Annotated in this window: 20 protein-coding genes; 4 read left to right on the top strand and 16 right to left on the bottom strand. The window is 71.1% G+C overall.

All coding sequences use genetic code 11. The features are described 5' to 3' along the window. Nucleotides 1-144: 144 nt before the first annotated feature. From truB to rimP, 7 genes are all read right to left on the bottom strand, one after another. The gene (truB, locus tag ACIA8X_RS21420; protein ID WP_393450259.1) at nucleotides 145-1,050 is read right to left on the bottom strand and encodes a tRNA pseudouridine(55) synthase TruB; all 906 of its coding nucleotides are present in this window, start codon (nucleotides 1,048-1,050) and stop codon (nucleotides 145-147) included. Next, complete coding sequence (rbfA, locus tag ACIA8X_RS21415; RefSeq protein WP_393450262.1) at nucleotides 1,047-1,502, bottom strand: 30S ribosome-binding factor RbfA; 456 nt, start codon at nucleotides 1,500-1,502, stop codon at nucleotides 1,047-1,049. The genes truB and rbfA overlap by 4 nt, the downstream gene beginning before the upstream one ends. A gap of 45 nt (nucleotides 1,503-1,547) precedes the next feature. Continuing rightward, a complete protein-coding gene (locus ACIA8X_RS21410) occupies nucleotides 1,548-1,844 on the bottom strand; it encodes a DUF503 domain-containing protein (protein ID WP_393451087.1) in 297 nt (98 codons plus the stop codon). Between the two features lie 210 nt (nucleotides 1,845-2,054). Next, on the bottom strand, nucleotides 2,055-5,195 hold the full coding sequence (gene infB / locus ACIA8X_RS21405) for a translation initiation factor IF-2 (RefSeq protein ID WP_399458881.1): 3,141 nt from the start codon (nucleotides 5,193-5,195) through the stop codon (nucleotides 2,055-2,057). Between the two features lie 146 nt (nucleotides 5,196-5,341). Further along, nucleotides 5,342-5,638: a YlxR family protein gene (locus ACIA8X_RS21400; protein WP_393450268.1), complete on the bottom strand. Its 297-nt coding sequence runs from the start codon at nucleotides 5,636-5,638 to the stop codon at nucleotides 5,342-5,344. A gap of 102 nt (nucleotides 5,639-5,740) precedes the next feature. Continuing rightward, nucleotides 5,741-6,727 carry a transcription termination factor NusA gene (nusA, locus tag ACIA8X_RS21395; RefSeq protein WP_062702002.1) on the bottom strand — a complete coding sequence of 329 codons (987 nt, stop codon included), beginning with the start codon at nucleotides 6,725-6,727 and terminating at the stop codon, nucleotides 5,741-5,743. Between the two features lie 2 nt (nucleotides 6,728-6,729). Next, nucleotides 6,730-7,227: a ribosome maturation factor RimP gene (rimP, locus tag ACIA8X_RS21390; RefSeq protein ID WP_393450271.1), complete on the bottom strand. Its 498-nt coding sequence runs from the start codon at nucleotides 7,225-7,227 to the stop codon at nucleotides 6,730-6,732. A 231-nt stretch (nucleotides 7,228-7,458) separates the two neighbouring features. On the opposite strand from rimP, the gene ACIA8X_RS21385 reads away from it, so the two are divergent. From ACIA8X_RS21385 to ACIA8X_RS21375, 3 genes are read left to right on the top strand one after another with little or no spacing between them, the layout of a single operon-like run. Continuing rightward, nucleotides 7,459-8,043 (top strand): hypothetical protein, encoded by a 585-nt coding sequence (locus tag ACIA8X_RS21385; RefSeq protein WP_399458880.1) that lies wholly within the window; start codon nucleotides 7,459-7,461, stop codon nucleotides 8,041-8,043. Further along, nucleotides 8,040-8,507 (top strand): ferritin-like domain-containing protein, encoded by a 468-nt coding sequence (locus ACIA8X_RS21380; RefSeq protein WP_393450277.1) that lies wholly within the window; start codon nucleotides 8,040-8,042, stop codon nucleotides 8,505-8,507. The genes ACIA8X_RS21385 and ACIA8X_RS21380 overlap by 4 nt, the downstream gene beginning before the upstream one ends. A gap of 52 nt (nucleotides 8,508-8,559) precedes the next feature. Continuing rightward, on the top strand, nucleotides 8,560-9,459 hold the full coding sequence (locus tag ACIA8X_RS21375) for an aminoglycoside phosphotransferase family protein (protein ID WP_399458879.1): 900 nt from the start codon (nucleotides 8,560-8,562) through the stop codon (nucleotides 9,457-9,459). Between the two features lie 57 nt (nucleotides 9,460-9,516). On the opposite strand, the gene ACIA8X_RS21370 is transcribed toward ACIA8X_RS21375, so the two are convergent. The 4 genes from ACIA8X_RS21370 to ACIA8X_RS21355 are packed head-to-tail and all read right to left on the bottom strand — an operon-like array spanning nucleotide 9,517 to nucleotide 12,485. Continuing rightward, complete coding sequence (locus ACIA8X_RS21370; protein WP_393450281.1) at nucleotides 9,517-9,726, bottom strand: ferredoxin; 210 nt, start codon at nucleotides 9,724-9,726, stop codon at nucleotides 9,517-9,519. Between the two features lies 1 nt (nucleotide 9,727). After that, complete coding sequence (locus tag ACIA8X_RS21365) at nucleotides 9,728-10,942, bottom strand: NADH-ubiquinone oxidoreductase-F iron-sulfur binding region domain-containing protein (RefSeq protein WP_399458878.1); 1,215 nt, start codon at nucleotides 10,940-10,942, stop codon at nucleotides 9,728-9,730. Further along, on the bottom strand, nucleotides 10,939-11,520 hold the full coding sequence (locus tag ACIA8X_RS21360) for a ferric reductase-like transmembrane domain-containing protein (RefSeq protein ID WP_393450285.1): 582 nt from the start codon (nucleotides 11,518-11,520) through the stop codon (nucleotides 10,939-10,941). The genes ACIA8X_RS21365 and ACIA8X_RS21360 overlap by 4 nt, the downstream gene beginning before the upstream one ends. After that, complete coding sequence (locus ACIA8X_RS21355; protein ID WP_393450288.1) at nucleotides 11,517-12,485, bottom strand: FAD:protein FMN transferase; 969 nt, start codon at nucleotides 12,483-12,485, stop codon at nucleotides 11,517-11,519. The genes ACIA8X_RS21360 and ACIA8X_RS21355 overlap by 4 nt, the downstream gene beginning before the upstream one ends. A 45-nt stretch (nucleotides 12,486-12,530) precedes the next feature. On the opposite strand from ACIA8X_RS21355, the gene ACIA8X_RS21350 reads away from it, so the two are divergent. Then, entirely contained in the window at nucleotides 12,531-12,896 is a 366-nt protein-coding gene (locus tag ACIA8X_RS21350; protein WP_393450291.1) for a hypothetical protein, read from the top strand. 72 nt (nucleotides 12,897-12,968) lie between these two features. On the opposite strand, the gene ACIA8X_RS21345 is transcribed toward ACIA8X_RS21350, so the two are convergent. The 5 genes from ACIA8X_RS21345 to ACIA8X_RS21325 all read right to left on the bottom strand — a co-directional run bounded on the left by ACIA8X_RS21345 (nucleotide 12,969) and on the right by ACIA8X_RS21325 (nucleotide 19,214). Continuing rightward, nucleotides 12,969-14,672 (bottom strand): proline--tRNA ligase, encoded by a 1,704-nt coding sequence (locus ACIA8X_RS21345; protein WP_393450294.1) that lies wholly within the window; start codon nucleotides 14,670-14,672, stop codon nucleotides 12,969-12,971. An 89-nt stretch (nucleotides 14,673-14,761) separates the two neighbouring features. Then, nucleotides 14,762-15,331, bottom strand: a complete 570-nt coding sequence (locus ACIA8X_RS21340) for a GNAT family N-acetyltransferase (protein WP_393450297.1) — start codon at nucleotides 15,329-15,331, stop codon at nucleotides 14,762-14,764. A gap of 125 nt (nucleotides 15,332-15,456) precedes the next feature. Further along, a complete protein-coding gene (locus tag ACIA8X_RS21335) occupies nucleotides 15,457-16,305 on the bottom strand; it encodes a GNAT family N-acetyltransferase (protein WP_393450300.1) in 849 nt (282 codons plus the stop codon). 289 nt (nucleotides 16,306-16,594) lie between these two features. After that, entirely contained in the window at nucleotides 16,595-17,752 is a 1,158-nt protein-coding gene (gene ispG, locus ACIA8X_RS21330) for a flavodoxin-dependent (E)-4-hydroxy-3-methylbut-2-enyl-diphosphate synthase (RefSeq protein WP_393450303.1), read from the bottom strand. 169 nt (nucleotides 17,753-17,921) lie between these two features. Next, nucleotides 17,922-19,214, bottom strand: a complete 1,293-nt coding sequence (locus tag ACIA8X_RS21325) for a M50 family metallopeptidase (protein ID WP_399458903.1) — start codon at nucleotides 19,212-19,214, stop codon at nucleotides 17,922-17,924. Nucleotides 19,215-19,216: the final 2 nt, after the last annotated feature.

Raw genomic sequence — 19,216 nt, 5'->3', positions numbered from 1 at the left:
ACAGACGGGTGAACAGACCGGGGTCGCTGGATACACCCTAGGGGTGGGGGAACCGAGGGGGGACCGTGGAGCGGCGGGCAGAGGACGACCCCGTGACCGCCGCTCCACGGGCAGGCACCGAAAGGGCACCGCGAGCTCGGAGCCTCAGCCGAACACGGCCAGGCTCTTCGCCTTGCCCTTCTGCTGCTCCACGAGCGCGAGGAAGCGGCCCTCGGGGTCGAAGACGGCTACGGGCCCGGCATCGGCGTACTCGTCGGGCATGTCGAGGCGCACCCCGTTGGTCAGCAGCCGGGCGCGCCTGGCGTCCACGTCCCAGCGGGGGAACGCGGCCGTGGCGGCGTCGGCGATCGGCATCACCGTCAGCTCCTGCTGGAGCTGGTCCAGCGTCTTGGCGGCGTCCAGCTTGTACGGGCCGACGCGGGTGCGGCGCAGCGCCGTGAGGTGGCCGCCCACGCCGAGGTCGGCGCCCAGGTCACGGGCGAGGGCACGGATGTAGGTGCCGGAGGAGCAGACCACCGAAACGACCAGGTCGAGGACGGCGGTGCCGTCGTCGGCGACGGCCGCCCGGACGTCGTACACCGAGAAGGACGAGACGGTGACCGGCCGCGCCGGGATCTCGAACTCCTCGCCGTCGCGTGCCCGCTTGTAGGAGCGCACGCCGTCGATCTTGATGGCGCTGACCTTGGACGGCACCTGCATGATGTCGCCGCTCAGCTTGGCGATCCCGGCGTCGACGGCCTCCCGGGTGACCTTCGAGGCGTCGGCCGACCCCGTGATCTCGCCCTCGGCGTCATCGGTGAGCGTGGTCTGGCCCAGGCGGATGGTGCCGAGGTACTCCTTCTCGGTCAGGGCCAGATGACCGAGCAGCTTGGTCGCCTTCTCGACGCCGAGGACGAGGACGCCCGTCGCCATCGGGTCGAGGGTGCCGGCGTGCCCGACGCGGCGCGTGCGCGCGATGCCGCGCATCTTGGCGACCACGTCGTGCGAAGTGAAGCCCGACGGCTTGTCGACGATGACAAGGCCGTCGGGCGTGGTGTGCTTCTGCGTCATTCCGCGGTGTCGCCGTCCGTCTCGTCCTCGGACTCCGGCTTGCGGTACGGGTCCGCCTCACCGGCGTACTTCGCGCCCGCGGACACCTCACGCACCTTCTCGTCGGACTGGCGCGCCTTGTCGAGGAGGTCCTCGATGGTGCGAGCGGTGTCCGGGAGGGCGTCGGCGACGAAGGTGAGGGTCGGCGTGAACTTCACGCCCGCGGCCGCACCGACGGCCGACCGGAGCACGCCCTTGGCGCTCTCCAGACCGGCGGCCGCGGCCGCCCGCTCCTCGTCGTCCCCGTACACCGTGTAGAAGACGGTCGCCTCCCGCAGGTCACCCGTGACGCGGGTGTCCGTGATCGTGACGTGTGAGCCGAGCCGCGGGTCCTTGATCCCGCGCTGCAGCTTCTGGGCCACCACCTCTCGGATGAGGTCCGCCAGCCTTTTCGCCCGCGCGTTGTCGGCCACTGGTCCGTCTCCCGTTCTTTCTTCTTCGTTCTTGGCTGTTGATCGTCAGTCGTCATGATCACCGTGGAGGCGCCGCCGTACCGACAGCAGTTCCACTTCGGGACGGCCGGCGACCAGCCGTTCGCACCGGTCCAGTACGTCGGTGAGGTGACCGGTGTCGCCGGACACCACGGCGATGCCGATCTCGGCCCGCCGGTAGAGGTCCATGTGGTCCACCTCGGCCGCGCTCACCGCGCATTTGCGCTGGAGCTCGGCGACGATCGGGCGGACGACGGAGCGCTTCTCCTTCAGCGACCGTACGTCGCCGAGGAGGAGGTCGAAGGACAGCGTCCCCACGTACATGTATGTAGCCGGTTCACCCGCCGGTACGGGATCGATGGCCTCGCCGACCGTATGGGGCGGGGACATCAGAACCGTACAACGAAGGGGCCGAGGCGATCGACGGATATTACGCTCCGTGGACCCGGCCGCGGGGCCCGCGTGAACCGGCGGGCAAACGGCGCGCTGGCCGACAGGACCGAAGTCCCGCCGGCCAGCACGAACCGTCGGCTGTTAGCCCCGCGGCTTCTCACGCATCTCGTACGTCGCGATGACGTCGTCGACCTTGATGTCGTTGAAGTTGCCGAGGTTGATACCGCCCTCGAACCCTTCGCGGATCTCGGTGACGTCGTCCTTGAAGCGACGCAGACCCTCGATGTTGAGGCTCTCCGCGACCACCTTGCCGTCGCGGATGAGGCGCGCCTTGGTGTTGCGCTTGACCTCGCCGGAGCGGATGAGAACACCCGCGATGTTGCCCAGCTTGGACGACTTGAAGACCTCGCGGATCTCCGCCGTACCGAGCTCGACCTCTTCGTACTCCGGCTTGAGCATGCCCTTGAGGGCCGCCTCGATCTCCTCGATCGCCTGGTAGATGACCGAGTAGTACCGGACGTCCACACCCTCGCGCTCGGCCATCTGCTGCGCACGCCCGGCGGCGCGCACGTTGAAGCCGATCACGATGGCGTCGGAGCCCATAGCCAGGTCGATGTCGGACTCCGTGACCGCACCGACGCCGCGGTGCAGGACGCGGATGTCGACCTCTTCGCCGACGTCCAGCTGGAGCAGGGAGGACTCCAGGGCCTCGACGGAACCAGAAGCGTCACCCTTGATGATGAGGTTGAGCTGCTGGACCTCGCCGGCCTTGAGCACCTTGTCCAGGTCCTCGAGCGAGACGCGGCGCGTGCGCTTGGCGAACGCGGCGTTGCGCTCACGGGCGGCACGCTTCTCGGCGATCTGACGGGCCGTACGGTCCTCGTCCACCACCAGGAAGTTGTCGCCCGCACCCGGGACGTTGGTCAGACCCAGGACCTGGACCGGCGTGGACGGGCCGGCCTCGGCGACGTTGTTGCCGTTGTCGTCGAGCATGGCGCGCACGCGGCCGTAGGCGTCGCCCACGACCATCGTGTCGCCGACCCGCAGCGTGCCTCGCTGGACGAGGACCGTCGCCACGGCACCGCGGCCGCGGTCGAGGCGGGACTCGATGGAAATACCCTGCGCGTCCTGGTTCGGGTTGGCCCGCAGGTCGAGCGAGGCGTCCGCGGTGAGGACCACGGCCTCCAGCAGGGAGTCGATGTGCAGACCCTGCTTGGCGGAGATGTCGACGAACATCGTGTCGCCGCCGTACTCCTCGGCCACCAGGCCGTACTCGGTCAGCTGACCGCGCACCTTGGTCGGGTCCGCGCCCTCGACGTCGATCTTGTTGACCGCGACGACGATCGGCACGTCGGCCGCCTTGGCGTGGTTGAGCGCCTCGACCGTCTGCGGCATGACGCCGTCGTTGGCCGCGACGACCAGGATCGCGATGTCCGTCGACCGGGCACCACGGGCACGCATGGCGGTGAACGCCTCGTGACCCGGGGTGTCGATGAAGGTGATCGCGCGGTCCTCGTCGTTGACCTGGGTCGAGACCTGGTAGGCACCGATGTGCTGGGTGATGCCGCCGGCCTCGCCCGCGATGACGTTCGTCTTGCGGATGGCGTCGAGCAGTCGGGTCTTACCGTGGTCGACGTGACCCATGACGGTGACGACCGGCGGACGGACCACCAGGTCCTCCTCGTCGCCCTCGTCCTCGCCGAACTCGATGTCGAAGGACTCGAGCAGCTCGCGGTCCTCCTCCTCGGGGCTGACGATCTGAACCGTGTAGTTCATCTCGCCGGCGAGGAGCTGCAGCGTCTCGTCGGAGACGGACTGCGTGGCCGTGACCATCTCGCCGAGGTTCATCATGACCGCGACGAGCGACGCCGGGTTGGCGTTGATCTTCTCCGCGAAGTCGGTGAGCGACGCACCGCGCGACAGGCGAATGGACTCGCCGTTGCCGCGAGGCAGCATCACGCCGCCGACCGACGGGGCCTGCATGGCCTCGTACTCCTGGCGCCTCTGCCGCTTCGACTTGCGACCACGACGCGCGGGACCACCGGGACGACCGAAGGCACCCTGCGTGCCACCACGGCCACCGGGACCGCCGGGACGACCGCCGAAGCCGGGACGGCCACCGCCGCCACCGCCGGGACCACCCGGACGACCGGCGAAGCCGCCGCCACCGCCGCCACCCGGACCGCCGGGACGGCCGGCGAAGCCGCCGCCACCGCCACCACCGGGACGACCGGCGAAGCCGCCGCCGCCACCGGGGCGACCGCCGCCACCGGGACCACGGCCACCGCCACCGCCACCGGGACCACGGCCACCGGGGCCACCGCCGCCGGGACGCGGGCCGGCAGCGGGACGCTGCGGCATCATGCCGGGGTTCGGACGCGGACCACCGGGGCCGCCGCCGGGACGCGGGCCGCCACCCTGCGGGCGGGGCATGCCGCCCGGGGAGGGACGCGCGCCGCCCGGAGCCTGCGGACGGGGACCGCCCGCGCCGCCCTGGGGACGGGGACCGCCCTGGCCCTGCGGACGCGGAGCGCCGCCGGGAGCGCCGGGGGCACCGGGGCCGCCGGGACGCGGGGCACCGCCCGGACGGGGCGCCTGCGGGCGCGCCATGCCGGTGGAGCCACCAGAGGTGAACGGGTTGTTACCCGGACGGGGACCGGCCGGACGACCACCGGGACGCGCGGCGCCGCCACCCGGACGCGGAGCGCCCGAACGGTCGCCGCGCTCACCGCGGTCACTGCGCTCGCCACGACCCTGGCCGCCCTGGCCGGGGCCACCCGGACGCGGGGCGCCGGGACGCGGGGCCTGGCCGGCCGGACGCGGGGCGCCCGGACGTGCGCCGGAGCCCTGGGAGGCGGCCGGTGCGGCGGGAGCCGACGGGGGCGCCGTGAACTCGGGCGTGGTCGGAGCCGGGGACGCCGGGGCGGGCCGCGGCGCGGGCTTCGGGCCCGGGGTCGGACGGGGGCCGGGAGTCACCGGGGCGGCAGCCGCGGGCTTCTCGGCAGCGGCCGGCTTGGGGGCCGGCGGGCGCGGGGCGGCCGGACGGGCAGCCTGCGCCGGAGAGGGGGCCGCCGGCTTCGCCGGGGCAGCCTTGCGTGCGGGGGCGGGCTTGCCGCCTCCGTTGCCCTGCTGGAGGGCGTCCGTCAACTTACGGACGACGGGCGCTTCGATGGTCGAAGACGCCGAACGGACGAATTCACCGAGTTCTTGGAGCTTGGCCATGACGACCTTGCTCTCAACCCCGAACTCCTTGGCGAGTTCGTATACCCGGACCTTAGCCACTTCGCTCCTTTTAGGTCCGGGTGTGTCCGGACCGTCGCTACTTCATGGGCGTACTCATCGCGTGCTCATCGAGTGCTCATCGCAATCTCGACCTACTTCCAACTCGCGGGGTACCAGGGCCGCGCGGGGGTTCCGCACGACGCTTCTTACGGTGTTGCCTGCTCAGCAACTGTTCTCTGCTCGACGTGCCGGCGCAACGCCTTTGTGTCGAGCGCTCCCGGGGCGCGCAACGCCCGCGTGAACGCCCGGCGGCGTACCGCCTGGTCGAGACAGACCAGGGCGGGGTGTACGTACGCACCCCGGCCGGGCAGCGTACCGCGATGATCAGGGACGCATTCGTCCTCGATCGCCACGATGCGCAGCAGATCAGCCTTGGCCGCTCGCTCCCGGCACCCCACACAGGTGCGCTCAGGGCATGCGCGGACGCGTGTCCGGCCAGACACAGCTAAGTCTACCTCCCCGTACCGACCTCACCCCTTTGGGGCAGGCTTCGAACAGTTGCCGGGCGATAACCTGACGTGATCTAAGCGACCCGCGGCTTGGATCTATTCCCCGGCCTGCTCGGTGTCCGGACGGATGTCGATCCGCCAGCCGGTCAGCCGGGCCGCGAGTCGGGCGTTCTGCCCTTCCTTGCCGATCGCCAGTGACAGCTGGTAGTCGGGCACGGTCACGCGCGCGGAGCGGGCCGCCATGTCCACGACCTCCACCTTGGAGACCCGGGCCGGCGACAGCGCGTTCGCCACCATCTCGGCCGGGTCGTCCGACCAGTCGACGATGTCGATCTTCTCGCCGTTCAGCTCGCCCATGACATTGCGCACCCGGCCGCCCATGGGGCCGATGCAGGCGCCCTTGGCGTTCAGACCGGATCGGGTGGACCGTACGGCGATCTTCGTACGGTGACCTGCCTCACGCGCGATGGCGGCGATCTCCACCGACCCGTCGGCGATCTCCGGCACCTCCAGGGCGAAGAGCTTCTTCACCAGGTTGGGGTGCGTGCGCGACAGGGTGACGGACGGCCCGCGTACGCCCTTCGCCACCCGAACGACGTACGACCGGATCCGCATGCCGTGCGGGTACGTCTCGCCCGGGACCTGCTCCTGCACCGGCAGGATGGCCTCCAGCTTGCCGATGTCCACGAGGACGTTCTTCGGGTCGCGGCCCTGCTGGACCACGCCGGTGACGATGTCGCCCTCGCGGCCGGCGTACTCGCCGAGCGTCGCGTCGTCCTCGGCGTCGCGCAGCCGCTGCAGGATGACCTGCTTGGCGGTGGTGGCGGCGATACGGCCGAAGCCGGACGGGGTGTCGTCGAACTCGCGGGCCTCCTGGCCCTCCTCCAGATCCTCGGGATCCTCCTTCGCCCACACCGTCACGTGGCCGGTCTCCCGGTTGAGCTCCACGCGCGCGTGGCGGCGGCTTCCCTCGGTGCGGTGGTAGGCGATGAGGAGGGCCGACTCGATCGCCTCGACCAGCAGGGGGAAGGAGATCTCCTTCTCCCGAACCAAGCCCCGCAGGGCACTCATGTCGATGTCCACGGCTACGCCTCCTCTTCCTTCTTGTCCTTGCGGCTGAACTCGACCTGCACGCGCGCCTTGTCGATCTCCGGGAAGCCGAGTCTGCGGCTGGTGGCCTTGCGGCCCTTCACTCCGGGCACTTCGAGGTCGAGGCCTTCGTCGTCGACCTTGATGATGCGGGCCACCAGCTCGCCGTCGTCGGCCAGTTGGAACTTCACCAGCCGGTCGAGCGCACGTACGTAGTGCCGGTGCTCCTTGAGGAGGCGTTCGGCGCCCGGGGTGCCGACCTCGAGGGTGTACTCGCCCTCACCCATCGCGTCCGTCTCGTCGAGCTTCGCCGAGAGCGCACGGCTCACATCGGCGACCTCGTCCAGGTCCGCTCCGGTGTCGGAGTCGACAACGACACGCAGCACCCGCTTGCGTCCGACGGAGTCCACTTCGATCTCTTCGAGATCCAGGCCCTGAGAGCTGACGAGCGGTTCCAGTAGTTCTCGCAGCCTCTCGCTCTGGGTGGTGCTCATCCGGGTGACTCCTCGGCCGCGTGTGCTGTTGTGGGATGGGTCGGTGTCTGGTCAAAGGGTATCCGGTCGCAGGGAGTGTTGCCGTCCACCTGCACACGAACGGTGCCGATGAGTGGTGCCGTCCGGTTGCGCGGGTACCGTGATCACGGGCCTGCGGCCCGCTGGTTCCGCAGCCGCTGTCGTAACTGCTTTCGTAACTGGTTTCGTACGAGTTCCCCGAGGACGTCTGCCGTGCCGTACCCCTCGCCACCGCGCTCCCCCTCGGGGCCGCGCAGAAGAACCCTGCTCGCCTCTGCCGCGACCGGGGCCGGCCTCCTGCTGGTGGGCTGCTCCTCCGGGTCCGAGGACTCGGACGGCACCACGAGCGGCAGCCCGTCGCTCACCGAACGGGCACGCGCGCGTGCGGCCCGGGACAGCGAGGGCCTGGTCGCGCGGTACGACGCGGTACTCGCCGCCCATCCGGTGCTGGCGGCGCTGGTGGGGCCGTTGCGGGCGCAGGCCGTACGGCATGCGGAGGCGTTCGGCGGCGGCACTTCCGGGGCCGCCGGAACCTCCGGACCGTCCGCGGACTCTTCTACGGCGTCCAAGGCGCCGCAGGCCGAAAAGGCATCGCCGTCGTCCTCCCCTTCGCCTTCGGCCACCGCGCCCGCGACGGAACAGGACGCCTTGGCCGAACTGGCCACGGCCGAGCGTGAACTCGCGAACCGACGCGCGAAGGAGCTGCTCGATGTGCCGGGTGAGCTGGCACGGCTGCTGGCCTCCGTGGCGGCGGCCGGAGCGGTGCACGCGTATCTGCTGACGGAGGGGGTCAAGTGAGCGAGACCGGTAAGAAGGAGCAGCTGACGGCTCTGCAGGCGGCGCTCACCGCCGAGCATGCGGCCGTGTACGGGTACGGCGTCGTCGGCGGCCGCATCGCCGAGGGGCAGCGCTCGGAGGCACGCGCTGCCTATCACGCGCACCGGGCGCGGCGGGACGCGCTGGCGCGCGAGGTGCGCGACCTGGGCGCCGAGCCGGCCGCGGCGAGCGCCGCGTACGCGCTGCCGTTCCCGGTGTCGGACCCGGCCGCCGCCGTCCGGCTCGCCGCCGAGCTGGAGGACCGGGTGGCCGGGGTGTACTCCGACCTGGTGCGGGCGGCCGAGGGCGCGCTGCGGGGCACCGCTGCCGAGGCGCTGCGGGAGGCGGCGGTGCGGGCGGTGCGCTGGCGGGGCGAGAGCGTAGCCTTCCCTGGGCTCGCCGAGCGGGCGGGCACCACGTCGGCATCGGCGGCGCCCAGCGTGTGACGCGGGCCGCAGAGCACGTACGCAGGTAGTACGGGAAGGGAACGACTCGCGCATGGCTTTCGAACCGCCGCAGCGTCTGGTCAGGGCGCTCGGTGAGACGGCACCGGACGGTGACGACTGGTTGGAGAAGCTGCCGGAGGCGGCCCGCCAGGCCGTCGCGCTACGCGAGTTGACCGTTGAACGGGTGCAGATGCCCGGGGGCCGCAGCAGCCTGGTGGTGCTGGTCCGGCGTGCGGACGGAACCCCCGCCGTGCTCAAGCTGGCCCCGCCCCGGTTCCGCCCGGAGAGCGAGCGGGCCGCGCTCGCGCACTGGGGCGGCCTGGGCGCCGTACAGCTGCTCGAACCCTTCGTGACCGAGGGTGTGCTGGTGCTGGAGCGGCTGCATCCGGAGATGTCGGTGCGGTCGTTGCCGGAGGCGAAGGCGTTGCTGGAGGCGGCGGGGACGTTGCGGCGGCTGTGGGTCGAGCCGCCGGCCGAGTATGCCTTTGAGACCGTGGCCGAGCGGACGGGGCGGCAGGCCGAGGCGATGCGGGCGACTGCGTCGGGCGAGGCGGGGGTTTCGGCGCTGGTGGAGGCCGCGCTCGGGGCGCGCGAGGAGTTGTTGGGCGCGCCGCCTGAGCGGCGGTTGCTGCATGGGACGTTTCGGCAGAGCAAGGTGTTGGCCGGGGAGCGGATGCCGTGGTTGGCGGTGGGGCCGGATCCGGTGGTCGGGGAGTGTGCGTTCGATCTGGCGCGGTTGGTGCGGGATCGGGTGGAGGATCTGATCGCCTCGCCGTCGGGGGCGGCGATTACGCGGCGGCGGGTGAAGCGGCTTGCGGAGTCGTTGGATGTGGATCAGGAGCGGTTGCGGGGGTGGACGTTGTTCCGGGCGGTTGAGTCCGGAGTGCGTGCAGTGAGGGTGGGACGACCCAAGGATGCGGAGTTGTTGCTGGAGTTTGCCGGATGGCTTTGAGGGTTGTGTGTTGTCTGCCGGCCGGTGGGGGCTGGTCGCGCAGTTCCCCGCGCCCCTTCAGGGAACTGCCCTCGCCGCCAGCTTGAAGGCCAACGCGGGACAGTCAGCCGCTGCTCTGCGGGCTCGTTTGACCGTGCGGGCGGGGACCGGGGCGCTGTCCACCAGGGGATAGCCCCACTCGTCCAGCGTGACGTGGTCGGGGAGCAGTTCGGCGCACAGGCCGTGGCCCTCGCAGGACGTCCAGTCGATGGCTATGTGCTGGTCCATGTCAGGCCTCCTGGGGTATCGGCAGCAGGGGTGTGCGGTCCGTCGCCGTGCAGAATCCGCTTGCGTGGGCGTCGAGTTCAGCCGCGAACGTCGTCAGGGCGCTGCGTACCAGGCGGACCGTGCCGTCGGGGTGGTGGCAGGCGCCGCGGCCTTCGACCAGGCCGGACCAGCGGGTCACGTCGGCTCGGGTGCCGCCCTGGGGGCCGGGGGTGGACAGGGTGGCGAAGGCGGCGGCGATGCGGGGCAGGCCGTTGAGGCAGGGGCCGCACCGGCCTGCCGACTGGAGGGCCAAGTAGCGCAGTACGCGGGCGGTTTCCACCACGCCGCAGCGGTCGGCGGGGAGGGGCGCCAGGACTCCCGCGCCCAAGTTCGATGAGTCCAGGGTGAGTTGTGCCGCCTCGACGGCCGGGATCCACGTGCCGTGGTAGCCGCCCAGCAGGAGGGCGGACATGCCGTCCAGGGGGAGCAGTCGGTGCAGGGGCATGCCGAACGGGGCCTCCACGACCCGGGGTTCGCGTCCTGGCACATGCACCGTGCACAGGGCGCTGCCGGGCTGGGCAGGGGTGCCGGCGGAGCGGAACCAGTCGGGGCCGTAGCGGGCGATCAGGGCGAGGTGGGCCAGGGTCTCGACGTTCTGGACGAGGGTGGGGGCGCGGTGGACGCCGCGTTCGCGGACCGGCGGGTGCTGGTACGTGGGCAGGGCGGCGCCTCCCGAGACGTACTGGACGAGGGCCGAGGACTCGCCGGACAGGAACCGCTTGGGGAGCCGTACGACCCGGACGGGCACGGGGTCGTGGCGCTGGGCGAGGGCCGACTCCAGGTAGGACGCGCCGTCCTCCACCGCCAGGTGGGCCTCCCCCGCGCCGACCGCCACTGCGGCCAACTGCAGTCCGTCCAGGACGAGATGGGGCGCGAGGCGGAGGAGGGTCTTGTCCTTGCTGCTCGCCGGCTCGCCCTCAGCGCCGTTGGCCACCACGACCGGCGTACGGCCCGTGCGCCGGGCGGACTCGGCCACCGACAGCAGCTTGCGGTACATCGGGAAGGCCGCTCCCCCGCGACCGGTGAGGCCCGATTCGGCGACGGACCGGAGGAGGGCGGCGGGATCGCCGTACGTCAGGGGGCCATACCGCTGCTCGTGGGTGCGGAAGTCGGCCGGCGTGCCGCCCGGGGCGAGCAGTCGGGGGGACATGTGGACGTCGGTGAAGGTCAGGGTCACGGTCGGGCTCCTTCGGCCGTGCGGAGCAGGGCGGCGGGGGTGCGGCGGGCGGCTCGGGCGGAGTGGGCGAGGCGGATGCCGCCGGCGGTGAGGACGGCGGCCACGCAGGTGATCGTCAGCCAGGTCATCCAGTCGGTTCCGGTGTCCGTGCCGATGCCGATGCCGTGGATCAGGGCGACGGGCCAGGAGGCGTACGCCAGCCAGTGCACGGCCCGCCAGGTGCGGTGGCCCAAGCGTTCCCGCAGGAGGCTGGTGACCAGGACCGCGAGCATCAGGTCGAGGGCGACCGTGCCGAGGCCGAGCCACAGGGGCCGGTAGTCGGAGACGAAGGGGACGAGGACGTCGAGGACGGTGATGTCGACGTAGCTGTCGATCACCGCGAACGCGATGTGCAGGGCGAGGAAGGCGGTCGCCGAGAGGGAGAGGGCACGGTGGAGGGAGACGGTGCCGAAACGGGGCAGGCCGGGGATGCGTGCGCGAAGTCGTACGGCGATGCCGAGCAGGACGACGACCGTGAAGAGGACCAGGCAGACGGCGCCGGTGGCGCGATTGGCGTACCAGAGGGTCTCGGAGGTCATGCGGCTGCCTCCAGGTCGGCGGCGACCGGGGCCGGCCAGGCCGGAGTCGTGACCACCAGGCCGTCCTGGCTCACGAGCCGTGCGGGCAGCCCCAGCCCGGTCAGCCAGCGCTCCGCGCCGGCGCCCTTCACCAGCGCCGCCGTACTCGCGGCGTTGGCGTCGGCGCAGGTCCGTGCCGCCACCGAGACCGTGCGCCAGGGTGAGTGGACGGGCAGGCCGGTGCGGGGGTCGACGATGTGGTGGAGGGTGTGGCCGTCGCGGCGCCAGGTGCGGGCCGCCGTGCCGGAGGTCGCGAGGCCTCCGCTGTGCAGGCCCACCGTGGCGTACGGCCCCTGCGCGGGCGTCTCGTCGGCCGGGCCCGTGACGTCCTGGACGCGGATCCGCCAGCCGCCCGCCGGGGGTTCGCCCGCGACGGCCGTGTCGCCGCCGAGGCTCACCAGGACGCCGCAACCGGCCGCCTCCGCCAGCATCGTGGCCGCCCGGTCGGCGGCCCAGGCCTTGGCCGTGGCGCCCAGGTCCAGGCGGACGCCGTCCGGGACGGTGACCGTGCCACGCTCGCGGTCCAGCTGGACCTGACGCCAGCCGGGAGCGCGGCGGACCATCAGCCGTACGGGGCGGTCGTCCTCGCGGACCAGGGTGAAGTCACGGTCGTAGCCGATCGCCTCCATCGCCGAGCCGACCGTCGGGTCGACGGCGCCGTCCGTCGCTTCGGCCGCGCGCAGGGCGACCGCGAGGGCCTCGGCGAGCAGCGGGCTGACCCGGACCGGGCGACCCGACGCGGCGTTGAGGGCGGCGAGTTCGGAGTCCGTGCGGAAGCGGCTGCAGGTCGCGTCGACCTCGGCCAGGTAGCGGGCGAGGAGCAGGTTGCAGGAGTCCAGCAGGGCCGGATCGGTGACGACCAGTCGGACGCCGGTGCCGAGGGCACGCCAGTCGGCGGCGGCGGTCGTGCGCGGGAGCCTGCTCATCACGACGCCCCCGACGTGGAGTCGGCGGAGCCGCCGGAGGAAGACGTGAGGCCGTCGGACGAGGACTGCGCGGAGGAGTCGGTGCCGGTGCTGTCCGTGCTGCTCGATGACGTGCTGTCGGAGGTCGAGCTGCCCGAGGATTCGGACGCCGAGCTGCCGGAAGTTGTGGAACTGCTTGTCTGCGTGCCACTGCTCGCCGTCGTGTCGGCGTCCGCCTGCATCGTGCCGATCAGGGCGAACACCCCGGCGGCGGCCGCGAGCGTGATCGCCGCCGTGGCGGCCGCCGTGCGCCGCGCTCCTCTTCGGACCGCTGCCGCGGCACCCCGTTCCCTGGTACGCAAGACCGTTCCCCTCCCGAGTGACGCTGTGTCACGTCCTACGGTCGGGGAACGGCCTGAGGGAAAGCTGTGAGGTGCCTTTAGCAACCCGGAGAGGTTTCTGAGGATTTCCTTTGGGTCGTGGCTTGCGCGGTCGGATCGTGGCTTACGCGGTCAGGCACGCGATCGCCTCGTCCACCGTCAGCTCCTCGCGCTCACCGGTCCTGCGGTCCTTGAGCTCGACGACGCCTTCGGCCGCGCGCCGTCCGGCCACCAGGATCTGCGGTACGCCGATCAGCTCCGAGTCGGTGAACTTCACGCCCGGCGAGACGCCCGCCCGGTCGTCGCACAGGACGCGCAGGCCGGCCGTGGCCAGCTTCTCGGAGACGTCGAGGGCGAGTTCGGTCTGCAGGGCCTTGCCCGCGGCGACCACGTGGACGTCGGCCGGGGCGACCTCGGCGGGCCAGCACAGGCCCTTGTCGTCGGCGGTCTGCTCGGCGAGGGCGGCGACGGCGCGGGAGACGCCGATGCCGTAGGAGCCCATGGTCACGCGGACCGGCTTGCCGTTCTGGCCGAGGACGTCGAGCTTCAGGGCGTCCGCGTACTTGCGGCCCAGCTGGAAGATGTGGCCGATCTCGATGGCGCGGTCGAGCTTGAGGCCGGTGCCGCACTTCGGGCAGGGGTCACCCTCCTGGACGACCACGACGTCGACGTACTCGCCGACCTCGAAGTCACGGCCCGCGACGACGTTCTTGGCGTGCGTGGCGTCCTTGTTGGCGCCGGTGATCCAGGAGGTGCCGGGGGCCACGCGCGGGTCGGCGATGTACTTGACCTTCTCGCCGAGGCCCTGCGGGCCGACGTAGCCGCGCACCAGGTCCGGGCGGCCGGCGAAGTCCGCCTCGGTGACCATCTCGACGACGGCCGGCGCGAAGTGGGCCTCGACCTTGCCCATGTCGACCTCACGGTCGCCGGGGACTCCGACGGCGACGATCTCGCCGTCGACCTTGACGAGGAGGTTCTTGAGAGTGGCGGAGGCCGGGACACCGAGGTGGGCGGCGAGGGTCTCGATGGTCGGGGTGTCGGGGGTCGGGATCTCTTCGAGGGCGGCCACGCCGTCCGCGTCCACCGGCTTCAGCTCGTACGAGATCGCCTCGGTGTTGGCCGCGAAGTCGCAGTTCGGACAGTCCGCGAAGGTGTCCTCGCCGGCGCCGGCCGGGGCGAGGAACTCCTCCGACTTGGAGCCGCCCATCGCGCCGGCGGTGGCGGCGCAGATGCGGTAGTCGAGGCCGAGGCGCTCGAAGACACGCTGGTAGGCCTGGCGGTGCAGGGCGTACGACTGGGCCAGGCCCTCGTCCTCCGTGTCGAAGGAGTACGAGTCCTTCATCAGGAACTCACGGCCGCGCAGGATGCCGGCCCGCGGGCGGGCCTCGTCACGGTACTTGTGCTGGATCTGGTAGAGGATGACCGGCAGGTCCTTGTAGGAGGACGCCTGGTCCTTCACCAGCAGGGTGAAGATCTCCTCGTGGGTCGGGCCGAGCAGGTAGTCGCCGCCCTTGCGGTCCTGGAGGCGGAACAGCTCGGGGCCGTACTCGTCCCAGCGGCCGGTCGCGTCGTACGGCTCACGCGGCAGCAGCGCGGGGAGCAGCACCTCCTGGGCGCCGATGGCGTCCATCTCCTCGCGGACGATGCGCTCCACGTTGGCGAGGACCCGCTTGCCGAGGGGCAGCCACGACCAGATACCGGCCGCCGTGCGGCGGACGTAGCCGGCCCGGACGAGCAGCTTGTGGCTGAGTACCTCGGCGTCCGCCGGGTCGTCGCGCAGCGTCTTCGCCATCAACTGGGACATGCGCTGGACCGGTGCGTTCGCCATGGTTCTCGTACTCCTGCTGGTTTGGGTTATGGCAGGAGGTTAGCCGGGGGGTACGGGGCGGTGGAAATCGATTGGCGGCGGGGCGGTGGCTACCGGCGGCGCAGCGGGAGCGGGGCGCCCATGACGGCGTACGGCTTCGGGGCGCTGGGGAAGAGGACCTGGCGGGCGAGGTCCGTGTAGCCGAGGGAGTGGTAGAGGCCGCGGGCGGGGCTGTCCGTGTCGATCGCCGAGAGGATCGAGCGGGGTTCGGCGGCGCCGTCCGTGATCGTGGTGATCAGGGAGCGGCCGACGCCTCGGTTCTGGAAGCGGGGGTGGACGTGGAGTTCCGTGATGACGAAGGAGTCGTCGAGCCAGGCGTCGTGGCCCTGGGCTCGGAGGTAGGGCTGTACGACGGTGGACCACCAGTGGGTGCGGTCGTTGGGCATGCCGTACACGAAACCCGCGAGTCGTCCGTCCGCGGTCGTCGCCCCGAGGGCCTTTGCTCCCGGGTAGGACATGTGGCGCAGGACGATCTGGCGGCGTACGGCCACTTCGTCCGGGCCGAGGCCGAAGGCGACGGCCTGGACTGCGAGGGCCTCGTCCACGTGGGCCGCTAGGTCCAGGGGGCCGATCACGATGTCGTCGGGTCGGCGGCGGTGTCCGTGACCGGGAAGACGCATGTGGGGAGCGTACCGGTGCGCTTCGCTGGATTGCGCCGGGGACTTCGGGTTGTCCGTCCACTGCGGGTTGTGGGGGCTGGTCGCGCAGTTCCCCGCGCCCCTAGGTCCGCTGCCCTTGGCGTTCCTCAGAAAAGAACGCTCATGAAGGCGCCGACCTCCTGGAAGCCGACCCTCTGATACGTCCGCCTCGCCGCCGTGTTGAAGTCGTTCACGTACAGGCTGACCACCGGGGCCACGTCCGCCAGGGCGTAGCGGAGGACCGCTGCCATGCCGGGGACCGCGAGGCCCTGCCCGCGGTACTCGGGGGCCACCCACACGCCCTGGATCTGGCACGCCCGGTCCGTCGCCGCGCCGATCTCCGCCTTGAAGGCCACCTTGCCGTTCTGGTCGAGGCGGGCGAAGGAGCGGCCGGAGCCGACGAGTTCGGCAACCCGGGCCTGGTAGAGGAGTCCGCCGTCGCCGGCCATCGGCGATACCCCGACCTCCTCGGTGAACATCGCCACGCACGCCGGCATGATCGTCTCCATCTCGTCCTTGCGGATGCGGCGGACGTACGGATCCGGGGTGATGTCGGTCGGCATGCGGTCGGTGAGCATGAGCGGCTGGTGGGCGCGGACCTCGCGGGCCGGGCCCCAGCCGGGTTCCAGCAGACGCCACAGCTGGCCGGTGGAATCGGCGGGGCCGACGATGGAGGAGCAGCGGCGGCCCGCGCGCCGGGCGCGGTCGGCGAAGGCCCGTACCGCTCGGGAGGTCGCGCAGATCGGGACGAGGTTGGCGCCCGCGTAGCACAGGGACGTCAGCATGCCGTCCTCGTACCAGCCCCACATCTCGCCGCCGAGGCGCCAGGGGTCGAGGCCTGCGACCTGGACGCGGGACGTCACGAAGGCGTTCACGACCGGCTCGCGGTCGAGGACGGCGAGCGCGGCGTCCAGGTCACTCGGTTCGAGCACCCGTGAGGTGGTCTGGGTCAACACGTGCGGGGGCCCTCCGGGGAACTGCAGGTCTCCGCACTGTACCTGTGGAAGCTGAGCCACGCTGCCTGTAGAGGTTGGCGGCCCTTGAGGGTGTCCGTCTGCTGTGGTCCCGTCCCTGGGGGCTGCCGCCCCCAGACCCCCGCTGTCGGCCCCGAAAGGGCCTCGTCCTCAAACGCCGGACGGGCTGAGATTGCCTGGACCGGCGCCGAGAAGCAGCCCCCGGCAGAACGCCGGCCTCTGTCAGAACATCGGTCCCGTCAGACACCGGTCCCGTCAGACACCGGTCCCGTCAGCCCGCCACCGCGACCGACGGCTCGCCCGACTCCACCCCGTCCGCCTCCATCTGCTCGGCCAGCTTCATGGCCTCCTCGATGAGGGTCTCTACGATCTTGGACTCGGGGACCGTCTTGATGACCTCGCCCTTGACGAAGATCTGGCCCTTGCCGTTGCCGGAGGCGACGCCGAGGTCGGCCTCGCGGGCCTCGCCGGGGCCGTTCACCACGCAGCCCATGACGGCGACGCGGAGGGGGACGTCCATGCCGGTCAGGCCCGCCGTGACTTCCTCGGCCAGCTTGTAGACGTCGACCTGGGCGCGACCGCAGGACGGGCAGGAGACGATCTCCAGGCCGCGCTGCTTGAGGTTCAGGGACTCCAGGATCTGGTTGCCGACCTTGACCTCCTCGACCGGAGGGGCCGACAGGGAGACGCGGATGGTGTCGCCGATGCCCTGCGCCAGCAGCGCCCCGAAGGCGACCGCCGACTTGATCGTGCCCTGGAAGGCCGGGCCCGCCTCCGTCACGCCGAGGTGGAGGGGGTAGTCGCACTGGGCGGCCAGCTGCTTGTACGCCTCGATCATCACGACCGGGTCGTTGTGCTTCACCGAGATCTTGATGTCCCGGAAGTCGTGCTCCTCGAAGAGCGACGCCTCCCACAGGGCCGACTCGACCAGCGCCTCGGGCGTCGCCTTGCCGTACTTCTGCAGCAGGCGCCGGTCCAGCGAACCGGCGTTGACGCCGATCCGGATCGGGGTGCCGTGCTCCTTGGCGGCCCGCGCGATCTCCTTGACCTTGTCGTCGAACTGCTTGATGTTCCCGGGGTTCACCCGCACCGCGGCACAGCCGGCCTCGATCGCCGCGAACACGTACTTCGGCTGGAAGTGGATGTCCGCGATCACCGGGATCTGCGACTTGCGGGCGATCGTCGACAGCGCGTCCGCGTCGTCCTGCGTCGGACAGGCCACCCGCACGATCTGGCAGCCGGACGCCGTCAGCTCCGCGATCTGCTGCAGCGTGGCGCCGATGTCCGACGTACGCGTCGTCGTCATCGACTGGACCGAGACCGGCGCGTCCCCGCCGACGGCCACGGAGCCGACCTGGATCTGCCTGCTCTGGCGGCGCTCGGCAACCCTGGTCGGAACGGACGGCATGCCGAGAGAAATCGCAGTCATCTGCTGTGCAACCCCAAGTCGTGGATCAAGGTCCGGTCCCGTCAGCAGCGGGCTCCAGGCTTCGAGATTACGGCACCGGGCCTCACCCCAGCACATCACGGCCTGTAAACCCACTCATTCGAAGGCGGCCCGGGACATACGATCCCGGGCCGCCTCGAACACCGTATGACTAGGAGATTCTGACTGGGTTAACCACGTCCGCGACGAGTACGAGCAGTGTGAAGCAGATGAAGATCCCGGCGACGACGTAAGCGACCGGCATGAGCTTCGCCACGTCGAAGGGGCCAGGGTCCGGGCGGCGCAGCACCTTCGCCGTGTTGCGGCGCAGCGACTCCCACAGGGCTCCCGCGATATGGCCGCCGTCGAGCGGCAGCAGCGGGAGCATGTTGAAGAGGAACAGGGAGAGGTTGAAGCCGGCCAGGAGGAACACGAAGGTGGCCAGCTGTTGTGAGGCGGGGATGTCGAGCGTCGCGATCTCGCCGCTCACCCTCGCCGCTCCGACGATGCCCATCGGGGAGTCCGGTTCGCGCGGGCCGTCGCCGAAGGCGGCGTCCCACAGGGCGGGGATCTTGGAGGGCAGGGCCACGAGGGAGTCGACGGCGTCGCCGACCCGGTCGGACATCCAGACCACCGAGTCGCCGAAGTCCTGTTTGACGACGCCGGTGGCCGAGCTGAAGCCGAGGAAGCCGGCCTGGACGTACTTGTCCTCGACGTACGCCCCGCTGGCGTCCTTCTTCACGACCCAGTTGGTGGCGATCTTCGCGTGCAGGGTCAGTTCCTGGCCCTTGCGGTCGACGACGATCGGGACGTCCTTGCCGGCGCTCTCGCGGATGAGGTCGGAGAGGGTGTTCCAGTCCTCGGTGCGTACCCCGCCGAAGGAGACGATCTTGTCGCCGGCCTTCATGCCCGCGGCGGCGGCCGGGGACTTCGCGTCGGACGCCTTGCAGTCGTCGCGGTTCTCCTTCTGGTCGATGACGCACTGGGAGACCGAGCTGACGGTGGTGGTCTGCTGCTGGATGCCGAAGCCCATCAGCACGGTGAGGAACAGGGCCACCGCGAGGACGAGGTTCATGAAGGGGCCGGCGAACATCACGATGACGCGCTTCCACGGCTTGCGCGTGTAGAAGAGGCGGGTCTCGTCACCCGGCTTGAGCTCCTCGAACGCGGCCGAGCGGGCGTCCTCGATCATGCCGCGCCAGGGGGATGTGGAGCGTGCCTCCAGGCGGCCGTCCGGTCCCGGCGGGAACATGCCGATCATGCGGATGTAGCCGCCGAACGGGATCGCCTTGACGCCGTACTCGGTATCGCCCTTCTTCCGCGACCAGAGGGTCGGGCCGAAGCCGACCATGTACTGCGGCACGCGGATGCCGAACAGCTTGGCCGTCGACAGGTGGCCCAGCTCGTGCCATGCGATCGAGAACAGCAGCCCGACCGCGAACAGCACTATGCCGAGGATGAACATCA

This window comes from Streptomyces sp. NPDC051738 (genome assembly GCF_044453205.1).
In the GTDB taxonomy this organism is placed as follows: Bacteria; Actinomycetota; Actinomycetes; order Streptomycetales; family Streptomycetaceae; genus Streptomyces.
The sequence above is the reverse complement of the archived record's forward strand: the minus strand, read 5'-3'. Positions and strand labels throughout refer to the sequence as shown.